Annotated in this window: 14 protein-coding genes and 2 tRNA genes; 3 read left to right on the top strand and 13 right to left on the bottom strand. The window is 48.2% G+C overall.

Annotation, left to right across the window (positions count from 1 at the left end; genetic code table 11):
• Positions 1-35: 35 nt before the first annotated feature.
• From rsmB to HNQ47_RS08495, 4 genes are read right to left on the bottom strand one after another with little or no spacing between them, the layout of a single operon-like run.
• Positions 36-1,256, bottom strand: a complete 1,221-nt coding sequence (gene rsmB, locus HNQ47_RS08510) for a 16S rRNA (cytosine(967)-C(5))-methyltransferase RsmB (protein WP_183328975.1) — start codon at positions 1,254-1,256, stop codon at positions 36-38.
• A 1-nt stretch (position 1,257) separates the two neighbouring features.
• Positions 1,258-3,375 carry a replication restart helicase PriA gene (priA, locus tag HNQ47_RS08505; RefSeq protein WP_183328974.1) on the bottom strand — a complete coding sequence of 706 codons (2,118 nt, stop codon included), beginning with the start codon at positions 3,373-3,375 and terminating at the stop codon, positions 1,258-1,260.
• Positions 3,372-4,241: a DUF4438 domain-containing protein gene (locus HNQ47_RS08500; RefSeq protein WP_425486191.1), complete on the bottom strand. Its 870-nt coding sequence runs from the start codon at positions 4,239-4,241 to the stop codon at positions 3,372-3,374. The genes priA and HNQ47_RS08500 overlap by 4 nt, the downstream gene beginning before the upstream one ends.
• Complete coding sequence (locus tag HNQ47_RS08495; RefSeq protein ID WP_183328973.1) at positions 4,238-4,960, bottom strand: RNA methyltransferase; 723 nt, start codon at positions 4,958-4,960, stop codon at positions 4,238-4,240. The genes HNQ47_RS08500 and HNQ47_RS08495 overlap by 4 nt, the downstream gene beginning before the upstream one ends.
• A 63-nt stretch (positions 4,961-5,023) precedes the next feature.
• On the opposite strand from HNQ47_RS08495, the gene HNQ47_RS08490 reads away from it, so the two are divergent.
• Positions 5,024-6,151, top strand: a complete 1,128-nt coding sequence (locus HNQ47_RS08490; RefSeq protein WP_183328972.1) for an AI-2E family transporter — start codon at positions 5,024-5,026, stop codon at positions 6,149-6,151.
• Positions 6,152-6,207: 56 nt separating this feature from the next.
• Entirely contained in the window at positions 6,208-7,095 is an 888-nt protein-coding gene (locus HNQ47_RS08485) for a putative manganese transporter (protein WP_183328971.1), read from the top strand.
• A gap of 15 nt (positions 7,096-7,110) precedes the next feature.
• On the opposite strand, the gene HNQ47_RS08480 is transcribed toward HNQ47_RS08485, so the two are convergent.
• The 7 genes from HNQ47_RS08480 to HNQ47_RS08450 form a co-directional block, all read right to left on the bottom strand.
• A complete protein-coding gene (locus tag HNQ47_RS08480) occupies positions 7,111-7,992 on the bottom strand; it encodes a YitT family protein (protein WP_183328970.1) in 882 nt (293 codons plus the stop codon).
• A gap of 104 nt (positions 7,993-8,096) precedes the next feature.
• Positions 8,097-8,184, bottom strand: a tRNA-Leu gene (locus HNQ47_RS08475).
• Between the two features lie 4 nt (positions 8,185-8,188).
• Positions 8,189-8,262: transfer RNA gene (locus HNQ47_RS08470), tRNA-Cys, on the bottom strand.
• A gap of 140 nt (positions 8,263-8,402) precedes the next feature.
• Entirely contained in the window at positions 8,403-9,095 is a 693-nt protein-coding gene (locus HNQ47_RS08465) for a Bax inhibitor-1/YccA family protein (RefSeq protein WP_183328969.1), read from the bottom strand.
• A gap of 42 nt (positions 9,096-9,137) precedes the next feature.
• Complete coding sequence (locus HNQ47_RS08460) at positions 9,138-10,832, bottom strand: proline--tRNA ligase (protein WP_183328968.1); 1,695 nt, start codon at positions 10,830-10,832, stop codon at positions 9,138-9,140.
• The gene (locus tag HNQ47_RS08455) at positions 10,829-12,040 is read right to left on the bottom strand and encodes a peptidase U32 family protein (protein ID WP_183328967.1); all 1,212 of its coding nucleotides are present in this window, start codon (positions 12,038-12,040) and stop codon (positions 10,829-10,831) included. Before HNQ47_RS08455 ends, HNQ47_RS08460 begins: the two co-directional genes overlap by 4 nt.
• A complete protein-coding gene (locus HNQ47_RS08450) occupies positions 12,037-12,873 on the bottom strand; it encodes a peptidase U32 family protein (RefSeq protein WP_183328966.1) in 837 nt (278 codons plus the stop codon). Before HNQ47_RS08450 ends, HNQ47_RS08455 begins: the two co-directional genes overlap by 4 nt.
• A 265-nt stretch (positions 12,874-13,138) precedes the next feature.
• On the opposite strand from HNQ47_RS08450, the gene HNQ47_RS08445 reads away from it, so the two are divergent.
• Complete coding sequence (locus HNQ47_RS08445; protein ID WP_183328965.1) at positions 13,139-14,026, top strand: fructose bisphosphate aldolase; 888 nt, start codon at positions 13,139-13,141, stop codon at positions 14,024-14,026.
• A 32-nt stretch (positions 14,027-14,058) separates the two neighbouring features.
• Here HNQ47_RS08445 and HNQ47_RS08440 read toward each other — a convergent pair whose 3' ends face one another.
• Together HNQ47_RS08440 and HNQ47_RS08435 are read right to left on the bottom strand one after the other, a co-directional pair.
• The gene (locus tag HNQ47_RS08440) at positions 14,059-14,733 is read right to left on the bottom strand and encodes an HAD family hydrolase (protein ID WP_183328964.1); all 675 of its coding nucleotides are present in this window, start codon (positions 14,731-14,733) and stop codon (positions 14,059-14,061) included.
• The gene (locus HNQ47_RS08435) at positions 14,717-15,415 is read right to left on the bottom strand and encodes an HAD family hydrolase (protein WP_183328963.1); all 699 of its coding nucleotides are present in this window, start codon (positions 15,413-15,415) and stop codon (positions 14,717-14,719) included. The genes HNQ47_RS08440 and HNQ47_RS08435 overlap by 17 nt, the downstream gene beginning before the upstream one ends.
• Between the last annotated feature and the right edge of the window lie 58 nt (positions 15,416-15,473).

Raw genomic sequence — 15,473 nt, 5'->3', positions numbered from 1 at the left:
ACCCCCATTCTGTATGTTCCTATTATAACAGATTCTTATTTGGATGCCACACGTTTTAAGCGGGCCATAAAGAAGCCGTCGTGCTGTTGATCCGGAAACAGGGTCTGCATTGCTTCCAGCCTGAAATCCGGATGAGCATCAAGAAAACTTTCGATCTGTCGCTCGTTTTCCTTTTTATTGATCGTACAAGTTGAATAGACCAATGTGCCGCCGGCTTTCAGATGCTGGCTGCACGATGACAGTATTGCTTTCTGTACCGGCAGGATCTCATCAATGTTTTCCGGTTTTAAACGGCACTTGATATCCGGTTTGCGGGCCATCACGCCGAAACCGGTGCATGGCACATCGCACAAAATGCGGTCATACAGACCCAGATCATCGATGGCACAGGCGTCCATGACACGGGGATGAATACAGGCCAGATGCAGCCGTCGGCAGTCCTTTTGGATCAGTTTGACCCGATGCGCATGCAGATCCAGCGCATCGATCCATCCTTGATCATTCATGCATTCTGCCATGGCCGTGGTTTTGGTGCCCGGTGCCGCGCAGGCATCGAGAATGCGGTCCCCGGCCTTCGGTCCGACAAACTGACTGATTTGATACGATCCAGTTTCCTGAACAGTAAGCTTTCCTTCTTGATACAACAAGTCAGAAGCCAGATCATGTCCTATGTAGATCCAGTCATCTCCAATTCTTTGGATGTGTGGGGCATTTTCAAAAGCTGCTTTGGAAATACGCAGCGGATTCCGCCGTACATAGACCGGCAGGATGGCCGTTGTTGCCATGGTACATTGTTCGGCTTTTTTTGCACCATACTGCGCAGTCCATAAACGAATCAGCCACAGCGGCACGGAACTCTTCAGCGACAGGGCTTCTATTGGATCATCCGGCATACGAAATTCCCTTCGGTCCACTTTCCGCAGAACGGCATTGATGAAACCGGCACTTTTGGGGGCAGTTTTGCGGGCGATGTTCACTGCCTCATCAATGACCGCATACGCCGGCACCGCATCGAGAAAATAGAGCTGATAGGCGCTCATGGACAATAAGACGCCGAGCTTAGGCTGTACACGTTTAACATACGGCTGCCAAAGCGCCTCGCAGAAAAGCAGGTTCTGAAGGGTCCCATAGACGATCCGGGTGGCCAGCGCCTGATCTTTCTGATCCAGCTCGTTCAGATGCTTTCGAATATAGAGATTGGAATATTGTCCATCCAATACGATGGCGCATAAAGCTTGATAGATCCATTGCCGCATATTACTCCTCCAACATATACGGATCCATATTGATGCTGATGGATACCGTTGAAAATAATCTCTGGTGGCGGTCTGCCAGTTCCTGTACCATTTTCACCAGTTTTTGTTTTGATGATGATTTGATCACGATGCGAAAACGCGGACGGCGCTGCCGCATGGAGATCTCCGTCGGACCAATGACGTCAAATCCTGCACAAAATGCTTTCGCATCACTGGCTGCCTGCAGCGCTTTCTGCGCATTGCCGGCGCTGAACAAGACAGAACACAAAAAGACAAACGGCGGATAGACGCCTAAACGGCGGTACTTCATTTCTTTGCGGAAAAATTGTTGATAATCGTGCTTCACCACAGCCTGCATCACATAATGATCCGGATCAAATGTCTGGATCATCACGATGCCGGCACGTGTCCCGCGTCCGCTGCGGCCGGCCGCCTGTTCCAACATTTCATACGCTGTTTCTGCCGAACGATAGTCCATTCGTGCCAATGATGCATCCGCCTGTAAAATACCAACCAGCGTGACGCGTTCAAAATCCAGACCTTTGGCAACCATCTGGGTCCCCAGCAGGATATCTCCATGTGCCTGGAATTCGCTGAGGATCTTTTCATGGGCGTGTTTTTTTCGAGTGCTGTCGGCATCCATGCGCAGGATCGAGGCGGTCGGAAACAACTGGCGGACCTGTTCTTCCAGTTTTTCTGTGCCCAGCGAAGCTTGAAAAAAATGTGTGCTGCCGCATGTGGGACAAATATGATCAAACGCAAAAATTCGTCCGCAGCTATGACATTTTAAAACATCCTCGCGTTTATGATAGGTCAGTGCGATGCCACAGTCCGGACATGTCAGCACCGTGCCGCATTCTGCACAGCGGACAATGGGTAAATATCCGCGGCGGTTGAGCAATAATATTGTCTGTTCATGATCCGCCAGGCGCTGGCGGATCGCATCGATCAACGTTTTTGCCAAAGCATCCTGACGCGGTTCCCTGCGCATATCCAGCAGGCGGATTTCCGGCAGGTTCTGATAAATGCGATGCTTAAGTTCGACCAGGTGATAGGTTTGATTCAAGGCACGGCTGTACGATTCCAAAGCGGGCGTTGCCGAAGCAAATACGGCTTTGCATGTATGATACGCTGCCCGCCAGCGGACGATGTCGCGGGTTTGATAACGCGGCAGATTGTCCTGCTTATAACTGCCGTCGTGTTCTTCGTCCATCAAGATCAAACCCAGTTTAGAAAACGGCATGAACACGGCCGACCGCGTACCGACAACGATCGCGGTCTTTCCTTCCTGCACGGCACGGTATTGACGATATTTTTCTTGTGCGGTCAGCCGTGAATGATAAATCGCGATATTGGCACCGAAACGGGCTGTAACACGTTCGATCATCAACGGGGTCAGACCAATCTCCGGTACGAGAAAAAGCACTTGACGTCCGGCATCAAGTGTTTTCTGTGCCAGCTGCAAAAAGACTTCCGTTTTGCCGGATCCCGTCACGCCGTGCAGAAGATAAAGTGAATCACTGCCTTCGGCAATGGTCTGAACAGCCGCTTTTTGTTCCTCGGTCAGCGTAAAATTGGTATCCGTTCCGACCGGCATAACTGGCTTTGATTCTTTTTCTTTTTTAAAGAGACGAACTGCACCTTTTTTGATCAATGTGCGCGCCAGACCGGCAGACTGACGGCGGAATTCACGCGCTGGTAAAGGATATTCAAAAGCATCGCGGTACGCCCGTTGTTTTTCCGTCAATTCAACAGGATCGCCAAGCTCAGCCCAGTCTTCCATGATGACTTTTGAATGTGTTTTCTCGGGTTTCAAAGCCGGCGGCAGCATGGTCTTCAGACAGGAGATCCGCGGACAGACATACGTATGACTCATCCATTCCGAGAGTTCTGAGAGCTCTTCATTGAGCAGCGGTTTGGGATCGACTACTTCGAGCACTTCGCTGACTTTTTGCAGATGTGTCTGTTCATGTACTGCGGTCACATAACCGATGACTTCCCGATTGCGGAACAGGACACGTACGCGGCAGCCCGGTTCGACCGGCTGACGGCAGGCATACGTAAACGGCCGGTTCAGTTTCAGCACATCGTATTCGACCAGCACATCGATATAGATCATAGTTTACGCTGCATTCCTTCCATGTATGTTTTTATGTTTGCATTTTTGTCAATATACGGCATCAAGATCCGGCTTTCACATGTTGCCACGACGGTCAAGCCCGGACCATGTCCGCTGGTAAAGGAGTCGCTGTGTACGACGACACCGATGGTGCAGGAGCCTTTCTGATAATGCGGTCCATAAGTTGTTTCGTGATCCTGTACAGCGACAAAATCGCCGAAACGAAGCTCATGGATCCCATACTTATAAACACTCTCTTCATCCTGGGTCATGATGTCATAATCGCCTTCCATCATGGTAGATTGTCCCAATCCGGCACCCATCAAATAAGGCGGCAGGATCGTCACCACCGGAAATTCAAGATATAGTTCATGCTCCTTGATCGGCATGCTGAGCAGAAGATCCGGATCGATATTCATCATATAAATCTCCGGATAATCGAGCAGTTTCAGGCCCTGACCATATGCTTTGACCAGAAACTGTTCATGTCCCGTCATTTTTTCGATCTCTTCATGCGGAAAATAAAGCATTGTATGATCGACACCGCCATGGGTCCCCGTCACATAGCCGACCGCCCCTTCCGCCGGTCCGTTCAATACGATCGCTTCGTTGCCGATGCAGGCCAGCGTCTCCAAGGCATGATTCTCACGGTCTGAAGGATTGGCAATGGTGACACCAGGTTCGACATGATCGCCGGCAAGGTTCATGCATGGATCTCCGATCTCACGGTTGTAAACGATGCCGCCGGTGCCGACCGGCAGTCTTCCCTTACCGTCGCAGCCGACATAGAAATGCCCCATACGGGGATGATCGACCTGACCGTTCACGGCCATTTTTATTAATTGTTCCTTATTGATATTCATCATGATTGCTCCTTTTTCTGTCGAATATATTCATACGCAAAGACAGCCGCTGCGCTCGGTGTATCCAACGCATTCCGGAAATCCCGTTCATACGGAATGACAAGATTCTTCGCGGAAGCGGCGATCAGATCGGCCTGCAGACCGCGCAGGGCCCCGCCGATCGCCAGACAAAATGTTTCTGGGAATTGGAACGAAGGCAGTTCAACAGCGTCTTTGCGATAGGCACAATACAGCGGGACCGCATCCGCCTGCAGTTGTTTCACCAACAACGATGCATCCTCATACATACGGATATCCAGGCGCTCATAGGCGCCGGCGCTCGCTTTCTGGATCGTGCTTTCCGCATTCTCCCAGCTGCGCCGCGGCAGGATCAATGTACTGCATCCGGCGGCATACAAAGTCCGGCAGATACTGCCGAGATTGTATGGATCTTCCACCCCGTCGATCAGGCATAAAAAACCAGACATTCCCGCAGAAACAGATGGAATCATACGCCGTCCGGCACTTAGCGCGATGCCGCCATGCCGTTTGGATCCCGTCAATCGATCCAGTGCTTCACGGTTCGTTTTTTCGACCGGTACGGCTTTTTTCTCAGCCAGCCGGCAGATATAGCGGATATCACGAGTGCGTTTTTTAGAATCGACATAAAGACAGATCGCCGGGCGTTTTTCAGCCTCTAATACGGATTTGCACGAAATTGTACCAATAAATATCTTTTTCATGTTATTATTATAGCGAATTTGCATTTTATGTGCCAGATATATGGGAGTTATGGAGTGATTGATATGCACATTAAAGTGGATTCGGAAATGCGCAAGTGGATCTTCGTGCTTTCCGTCTCGTTTATTATCGTCATTGCGGTCGGCTTGCTGCTGGGGCATTTGGATATTCTCTGGATGACGATCAAGACGATCGTTTCGGCAGCGAAAGCCTTCTTCTTCGGCCTGCTGATGGCAATCGTTCTGCGTGTGCCGGCACGGTGGCTGGAAGCGCACGCTTTCAAAAATTCAAAGCATAAACGAATGTGGTCTTTGGTTATTGTATTCGTTGTCTTCTTTCTGCTTTTGATCCTGCTGGGCATTGCGATCATCCCGAGCATCGCTGATTCGCTGAATACATTTATCAGCGACAATGCCAAATACGCCGACAAGCTTTCAGCTTATATGAAACATTTGAACAAACAATTCGGCATTTCGGTGCCGCTGCTGGAATCCGGCCGCATGGATCATACATTTGCGAAGTTCATCGCCAAATATGCAGATAAGATCGCATCGTTCTCAATTTCGTTCATCCGCGGTCTGATCAATTTCATCATTGCTTCTGTAGCAGCCTTCTATATGATCCTGGATAAGGAAAAGCTGAAAAAAGTGCTGGTGAAAATGAATTACGGCACGTTCCCGGTCCGTACGGCGGATGTGGTGGCCGGCCTGTTCCGCGATGCACTGGATATCTTTGATAAATACATTGTCGGGACCATTCTGGATTCGATCATCATTGGTGTCTTATGTTTTATCGGCGTCACCCTGATGAAACTGCCGTATGCACCGATGATCGCATTCATTGTCGGACTGACCAACGTCATCCCGATGTTCGGCCCGTTCCTGGGAGCCATTCCGGTGGCGATCATTCTGGTATTGATCAATCCTTGGTATGCGTTGTTCTTTTTGATCTTCATCCTGGCCCTCCAGCAATTTGACGGCAATATCCTCAAACCGATCGTATTGGGCGATCAGCTGGGTCTCTCCGGTTTCTGGATCTTGTTCTCGGTCACCGTCGGCGGCAACCTAGGCGGCATCCTGGGCATGTTCCTGGGCGTACCGATCTTTGCCTTCTGCTATCGCGAACTGGATCAGTTATTTACCAAACGGATCAAGGATAAAAAGATCGATTTAGATGAAGATGTCACGTATTGAATGACGTGACTTTTTTTCTGTTTTTGTGTATAGTATCGGTTTGAGAGGAGTAAGAAATGAACATTCTGCTTGATAGCTTTCACGATACATGGACGATGTTCCCGCTGCTCATTGTGACCTATGTGATCATTGAGCATTTCGAACGCCGTCAAAATGCAAAGACCGATGATAAGATCTTTGTCGGTCTGCAGAAATTCGGCCCCTTGATCGGTGCCTTGGTCGGTCTGCTGCCGCAGTGCGGGTTCAGCGTCCTGGCTGCGATGTTGTTTGTACAGCGCAGCATCACAATGGGAACGCTGCTGGCCGTCATGATTTCGACCAGCGATGAAGCCATCCCCATCTTGCTGAGCAATCCTTCGATGTATACCACGCTGGGCTGGGTGCTGATCATGAAGTTCATTCTCGGCATCAGCGTCGGATATTTGATCGATTTCCTGCTGCGCAAACGCCAGCACATTATTCGTTTTGAAGATATGCCGGAAGAAAACGGTGAAGAATACGATGAATTCGACGACTATGAAGGATCGGCCATGCAGTGTCCGTGCTGTTATACAGATAAGCCTATGGCCGTCAGTGTTCTGCTGCGTTCGGCCAAGATCTGGATCTTCTTGTTTGTGACCACGCTGATCCTCACTGCAATCATCCAAACGTTCGGTGAACAAGCCTTACGGACGATCCTGCTTTCCAATACCGTATTTCAGCCCGTGCTGGCCGCCGTGATCGGTTTGATCCCAAATTGTGCCGCAACCGTGATCTTGGCCCAGTTGTATGCGACCGGCAGCATCTCATCAGGTTCCCTGCTCTCCGGGCTGATCACCAATTCGGGACTGGGCATGTTGGTCTTGATCCGCTACGGTGAACGCCGTCGAAATATTCTGCGGATCATCACGATCCTGCTGATCACTGCTATACTTTCCGGTATTATTATTCAAGCCCTGGCATAATGTCAGGGCTTGTTGTTATTCGATCGGTTTTTGATAGAAACTGCCATAGAAGTTTGAAGTTGGATATGTGTTGATGATCACTTTCGGATCGACCCGGCGGATATTGTCAATGATATCCGAGCATTCATAGCTGCTGACCACCGCCTTGCAGATATAGATGCGGCGATGGCTGTAGCCGCCGAAGCCCGGCAGTACGCTCATGCCGTGCTTGGTGGTCGTCATGAACGCATCGATGACTGCCTGCGGATGAGAAGTCGTGATTTCCAATGTCGTCTGCGAATACTGATGATACATGCTGGAAATCGTCTTGGTCGATAAAAACTGGAAGACGATGGAATAGCCTGCATGGGTCCAGCCGAAGATCGAGCCGAAGATCACGTACATGACACAATTGCCGGCAAAGACATATTCCCAGATTCCTTTGTGGATCTTACTGGAAACATACTGTGCGATGAAATCGGTGCCGCCGGTACTGCCGCCGGCCCGCAGCGCGATAGAGATCGTAAATCCCCAGCACAGACCACCGAACAAAACGTTCAATGTCTGATCAGAAATGAATGGTTCGAAATGAAACACTTCCAGGAACAAGGATACCAATGTAAACTGCAGACAGCTTAAAAAAGTAAATCGCGGTGAAACATAGCGGTAGCATAATACAGCTGCCGGAATATTCAACAGCAGGATGCCGGCCGATGTTGAGAAGTTGATCCCAAAGAGTTTCATGATTTTATTCAGCATCAAAGAGATGCCCGTAAAACCGCCGGAAATCAAGTTGCATGGATCCATGAACACTTCCATGATGACAACTTGCAGAAAAGCGCTGATGATCACGACCACAACAGAAATCACCAGCCGTATTTTTTTGTCTTTCTGCATATCTTTCCAAACTTCGATCATAATAATTCCCCTTCCGTGACTAAACGTATTGTAACGCAAGAAAAGGTTACATTCATTGTAAAGAATATGAAAAAAAAACATCGTTTTGCGATGTCTCTTTCAAGTGGTGGGGACGGTGGGACTTGAACCCACACGGGATTAACTCCCAACGGATTTTAAGTCCGTTGCGTCTGCCGATTTCGCCACGACCCCAAAATGGAGGTTCCGACCGGATTTGAACCGGTGATCACAGAGTTGCAGTCTATTGCCTTACCACTTGGCTACGGAACCATTTTTCATGTGCTTATTTATTATACATAAATTCAAACACGGTTGCAAGAGAAAGATGAACCGCAGATCTGAAAAAACGTCCTGATTTCCTCAGAATGTTTTTTATCCATTAAGCAAGAAAAAAGAGTTCTTTCGAACTCTTAATCGCGATTGCGGCCAATGATCCGCAGAATATACAAGAAAATGTTGATGAAGTCTAAATACAGCTCCAAAGCCATATAAATTGTCATCTTCTCACGCGAGATCATGGTGCCGTCCGGCAGGCTCAGCAGACGTTCTGCACGCTGCACATCGTAAGCCGTCAAACCAGTAAAGATCAACAGTCCAATGATGCTCAGCAGCTGGGTCGAAGCAGATACACCGAAGATCATCATCACGATCTCACAAATGATCAAGGCGACCAAGGCACCCAGACACAATGTACCAATGCCGGCTAAATTGCGCTTTGTCGTATGTCCGATCACGACCAGACTGCCGTAGTAGACTGCGCTGACCAGAAAAGCGATCGCGATCGATCCTAAATCATAGACATAGCACAACGATGTTAATGAAACGCCCAGTGTCAGCGCATAAACAATATACAGCACTTTTAACGTGGAAGCAGAAGCCCGGTTGATCAGTGCAGAAAATGCGACGACCACGCCGATCTGCACCAATGCCAGGATCCAGGCCATGCTTGGGGCCATTGCCAACATCGTAATAAATGCGCCGGAGCTATACATCACAGCCGATGTCACTGCCGTGACCAATAGACCGATTCCCAGCCAGGAATACATGCTCAGCAGCGCTTGGTGTGTATCATCCTGCGAAAAGTAATTCGTAATTTGACTCATTCTTTATTCACCTTCCTTATTTCGGTTTTGCATATCTTACAATTAATGTTGATAAATGTCCATGATTTTTTCTTCGATGTCCTCGATGGCTACATTTTCTTTAGCACCGGTGGCCCGCTCTGTCCACTCGACCTGGCCGTCTTTGACCCCGCGCCCGACTGTGATCCGATACGGAATACCGATCAATTCCATATCCTTGAACTTCACGCCCGGGCGTTCTTTCCGATCATCCAGCAAGACATCGAAGTGTTTTGACTGGCAGAATTCATACAGCTGATCCGCCAATTTTACCTGTTCTTCATCTTTCTTATTGATCAGCACAATGGCCAGACGGAACGGTGCGATCTCCAGCGGCCAGATCAAACCATGCTCATCCCGATGCTGATCAGCGACCGCTGCCATACAGCGTTCCAGACCGATGCCGTAGCTGCCCATCCAGACTGGCTGCAGCTGGTTGTTTGCATCGGTATAGAACAAGTTCATGCTGCGGGCGTATTTGGTTCCCAGCTTAAATAAGTTGCCGACTTCAATGCCGTGTTCAAAAGTCAGTTTCTTACCGCACTTCGGACATAAATCGCCTTCTTTGACCTGGCAGAGATCAGCGACAGCTTCCGGTTCAAAATCTTCAAGATTTACATTTTCAATATGGTGATCGGTTTGATTGGCTCCAACGATGAAGTTGCGCATATGCAGGATCTGACGGTCCAAATAGACCGGACAATCCAAACCGACCGGACCGGCGAATCCGACTTTCGCATGGGTCACACGTTCCACGTCTTCAAACGAGGCCAGTTCCATTTCATTGGCCTGCAGAAGTTTCAGCGCTTTCGTTTCATTCAGTTCACGATCACCCGGGATACAGAAAGCAACGATCCGGCCGTCGACATTATAAAGCAGCGTCTTCACAAAATCCTTCGGCGACTTGCCAAAGAAAGCTGCCACTTCTTCGATGGTCTTGGCATTCGGCGTTTCTACCACGCGCATCGTTTTCTTTTCCTCGGTGCTGTCAATCAATGTATCAACGACTTCAGTAATCTCTAAGTTACTGGAGAAATCACAAGCCTCACAGCCTACGACGGTATCTTCACCGATCGAGCTGATGGCTTGGTACTCTTCGGAGAGCAGGCCGCCCATGGCACCGGTATCGGCCTTGACGATTTTATAGTTTAAATCCAGGCGGTCAAAGATCCGGCAATAGGCATCGTACATTTTATCATATGCGACATCCAGCCCGGCTTCATCGATATCAAATGTGTACGCATCTTTCATGATGAACTCGCGCACCCGGATCAGGCCAAAACGCGGCCGTGTTTCATCACGGTACTTGGTCTGGATCTGGTAGAGATTATACGGAAAGTCTTTATAACTGCCGCCGTGCATGCTGGCTGCGACCGCAAATAATTCTTCATGTGTCGGACCGAGCACATACGGACGATTGTAACGGTCTTTCAAGCTGAACATATTGGAACCAAATGCATCCCGCCGGCCGGATCTCACATAGACATCTTCACTGATCAATGCCGGCATCAGCAGTTCCTGTGCTCCCTTGGCATCCATCTCTTCACGAATGATATTTTCGATCTTGGACAGAACTTTCTTGCCCATCGGCATGATCATATAAATGCCGGTACTGCTTTTTTTGATCATACCAGCACGTACAAGCAGATTGCTGGAAACGCTGTCTTCATCTTTTGCGTCTTCCCGCAGTGTATAAAAGAAACTTTCACTTAATCTCATTGTCTGTTCTCCTTTTTTCGTATCATCGCATTCTTTTCCAACGGTCCTTCCCAACGTATATGTACCACCTGCATCGGTCGGTTGCACATCGTCAGTTCGTTGCCGTCTTCATCCAGGATCTTAAGCATCTTTCCTTCCGTACTATACAATGACGGACCAAAAATCTCAAATGCTTCCTCTTTATAAAATTTATTCTTGACCTGTATCGTTGCCCGATGCTGCTCCAGTTCGCAGTCAATGACATATGCCACATATTCCTGCGTCACTGTCTCATCATGATCTTGGTACAGCTGTACATCACAGCCAGGGATCCCCTGATAAAAACCCGGACCGGTCATTCGATTTTCAGCTTTGGCGATCTCGGTCTTCGTTTTAGCGATCAGCGCTTCACTGGCTGTTCCATTTTTCATGATTTCATCGATCAAATGGCGATAGGCCGAAACAATCGTTGCTAAATAATATGCTGATTTCATCCGTCCTTCGATCTTCAGCGAAGCCACGCCCATCTTCATGAACGCTTCGATCTCATCGACGGCCTGCAGATCTTTGGAGGACATAGAAAACAGCCGTTCAGGATCACTTAATTCTTTGTTCCCGTCCATCAGATGATATTTCCAACGGCAGCTTTGGGCACAGCCGCCCCGATTGGCATCGCGCAAGGTCATATGATTGCTTAACACGCAGCGGCCGGAATATGAGATGCACATGCCGCCGTGGATAAAGACCTCGACCGGCAGAACATCAGCAGCGGTCATGGAACGGATCTGATCCATGCCGCATTCTCTGGCCAGCACTGCACGATCCATCCCCTGCTCTTTCCAGAATCGAATAGCCGATGTATTTGTGGTGGAATGCTGGGTGGAGACGTGCACTTCAAAGCGGCAGCCTAGGGCCTTGGCGCGGGACATCACATACGGACTGGCCGCGATGATGGCCCGGATCCCGATATCATCCAGATCCTTCAGATAGGTATCCAAACCTTCTAGATCTTCTTCGTGCGGCAGCATGTTTACAGTTACATGCACATGTGCATCATGAGCCGCTGCGAATTTCACCAATTCATCGATTTCAGATAATGAAAAGTTGCTGGCACGTGAGCGCAGAGAAAATTGTTTGCCGCCGACATAGACCGCGTCCGCGCCATACAGAACTGCGATCTTCGCTTTTTCTAAGTTCCCAGCCGGTGCTAATAATTCAATGGGTTTCATGACACGTCCTCCTTGGTCTTGCCGGATTTCTGGTAGTACCATTGATCACTGCCGGCAGTCGGACGGCCGTGCTGCGTATATGCCTTCAAGGTCTGAACGGTCCAGCCATCATCAAAAAACATGGAATCGATTCGGAAACGCTGAATGCCCATTTGTTTCAACTGTTCAAATTCTTGAAAGCTGGCGATCGGCACTTCACTGAAGATATGTGTGCCGGTTTCATCCTGCACGATCGGCATCCGATCGGTCCGTGTCTGTTCGATCAAATCAAAGCGGCGGCCATTGACATCCACATCTTTGTGCATGAAATCGAAGTAATTGGAAACCAGCGGTCTTCTTGAATACAGCAGCGAATAGTAACCGGAAAGCAGGACCTCAGCTCCTGGGACTGCCATTTTGCCGATCTCATCCAATGAAAGCTCATGAGCCAGGCTGACGGCCTGTATGCCTTGTTTTAAGTAAAACTGCACATCCAAATGATTGGTGATCAGGGTTTCCGGCTGATAAATCAGCAAGTGTTCCAGCTGCCGTTGTTTTGCCTCGTAAAGAATGCCCTCGTCGGCAAAATAGACACCGTCAATTTCCTGCTCCTGACAAATTTTCAGAAGCTTACGGACATTTTCCAGGTCTTCATCCATACATAATTTTAATGCGTTGATATACAATTTTAGACCGGCCGAATCACATGCCTGTTTCCATTTTGGAATCTGCTCGAATGGAGCGTACTGCAGACTGCGGATCGAAAGATCCTGTACACCGATGATCACCGCATCGGCACCGGCTTTTTTCAAGTCATTCAGCCGGTCGATCGAATGAATTGTTGTCAATATCATATAATTCCTCATTAGCTTTATTATTCTATCATAGATGCCGCAGAATAGCGATTCGATTCGAGTCGTTCTTAATTTCTTCATCATATTGAAATTCAGCAATTCATCAAGCAATAAATTGATTATTATTGATATCAATGTCAATATTTTTAATTATTTTCTACACGCGTGTTTTTAATCGGTCAATTTTAACTTTTATATAATTTATTTCTGGCCGAAATGATGTTCATGCACTATAATGAAGATAGAAGAGAAGGAGGAGAAAGCAATGAATCAAAAACAATTTGACAGAATGCACACCGGCAAAGGGTTTATTGCCGCATTGGATCAAAGCGGCGGATCGACCCCGAAAGCACTGCGCGCCTATGGCTTAAGCGATGATGCTTGGCACAATGATGATGAAATGTTTGATTTGGTCCACCAGATGCGCACCCGAATCATGACATCTCCTTCATTCACGAGCGACCGGATCCTCGCAGCTATCTTATTCGAAAATACCATGGATCGGAAAGTTGAGGGTCAGTACACAGCGGATTATTTATGGAACACCAAAGGCATCATCCCGATCTTAAAGATCGATAAAGGCCTGAAAGATGAGGAAAATCATGTTCGTTTGATGAAACCGATCCCTGGTCTCGATGCGACATTGGAACATGCCGTCAAGGACCGCCACATTTTTGGCACCAAGGAACGTTCAGTCATTCTCGACTATGATGAAAAAGGCATTGCTGCCATCGTCGATCAGCAGTTTGAACTGGGAATGAAAGTATGCGCACACGGCTTGGTTCCGATCCTGGAGCCAGAAGTTGACATTCACAGTCCGCATAAAGCAGAATGTGAAAAACTGCTGCATGATTTGATCATGAAAAAACTTGGAACGCTCGGCGATGAAAAGATCATGTTTAAACTGACCATTCCAACTCAGGCAGATTTATATACCGATGTGATCGCCGATCCGCATGTTGTCCGGGTCGTTGCCTTGTCAGGCGGATATTCACAGAAGGAAGCCTGCGAATTATTGAAACAAAACCATGGTATGATCGCCAGCTTCTCACGGGCCTTTGCCCAAAATCTGCGTTACAATCAGACAGATGCAGAATTTGATGCTGAAGTAAAAAAAGCAGCCGATCTGATCTATGATGCTTCGATCAGCTGATCAACAGAAAAAGCGAGCTCAGCTCGCTTTTCTTATGCCAATTTCTTTAACAAATCAATGCATTCTGCTTCTGTATAAACGGTATGATCGCTGCACGGTCCTTCGTTTTGCCGATGTCGGTTCAAATGGATCGTATGCAGGCCGGCCGACTTTGCACCGACCATATCAATATCATAATTGTCACCGATATAATACCAGTTTTCTGCCTTGTCTCCTAGTAGTTCCAGCATTTTTAAGAATACGCGCGGATCCGGTTTTGCATATCCCAGCTGTGTACTGGTAAAGATATGATCTGCCGGTATTAATTCGGTTAATCCGGCCGCTGCCAGTTTCTCACGCTGGCGAGTATTGTCACCATTGGTCAGGATGGCGATCTCATCGGTCGTAGTCATGAAATAGGTCCGATAGAGATCACTGATCTGGATGTGATCCTGGGCTTCTTTATATCGGCGAATAAATTGATCAAGGTCAATGCGGCTGACATCGACATGCAGATCTTCCATCGCCAAACGTAAACGGCGGCGCATGATCTCATCATACGTGATCTTGCCGGCTTGCTGGAGCGGAAACAGTTCTTCATTGTATTTTCGTGTCAGTAAATAGAACTGATCTTTATCGATCGGTTCTTCGATCAGTTCATCGACACAAACATCCAACGGTGTCTGTAAATTATATAAGGTGTTGTCAAAATCAAAGGCTGCTTTCATTCTCTTCCAACTTTCTTAAGTATCGTATCAATTCTTCTTCCGTATAAACTACATGATCGCTTGCCGGTCCTTCATGGGCATGGTGCCGATTGAAATGGATCGTATGCATGCCGGCAGACTTGGCCCCTTCCATATCATTGACATAATTATCCCCAATATAGAACCATTCTTCCGGCTCTGTCTGCATCCGGTGACAGACGATCTGGAAGGCTTCAGCTTCCGGTTTGGCCGCACCGATCTCGCCGCTGGTAAAGACATGGTCCGGTGCAAAGTAATCAAACACGCCCAAGGCATTCAATTTCATGCGCTGATGACTGTCTTCTCCATTGGTCAGAATGGCCAATTCAGAGTTCGTATCCGAAAAGTATTTTTTATAGATGTCGCTCAGTTGGATATGATGCTGCTCATATCCATAACGCTCCTGGAAATCACAGGCTTTCTCCAACGTCATCGGAATGCCGAATTCTTCCGCTGCTTTATAGGCGCGGTAAATGCCGCTGTCATCCACAGTAATGATGCCGTCCTGCAGCAATTGATAGACCTCATCGCCGTAGCCGCGATAACATTGATAAAATGCGGATAGATCGATTTTACCAATATTCGGCAGTTCATGCCGGACCGTGCGCAGAAAGGGTTCCTGCAGATCATACAATGTATCGTCACAATCAAAACAGAATTTCATGTTGGTTCCCCCGTTCTTATTGTAACAAAAAAGGAATCGCATTGCGATCGCAACACGA

Origin of the sequence: Catenisphaera adipataccumulans (assembly GCF_014202755.1) — a bacterium.
Classification (GTDB): domain Bacteria; phylum Bacillota_I; class Bacilli_A; order Erysipelotrichales; family Erysipelotrichaceae; genus Catenisphaera; species Catenisphaera adipataccumulans.
Note: the sequence above shows the minus strand (reverse complement) of the source record. Positions and strands in the feature narration are given on the sequence as shown.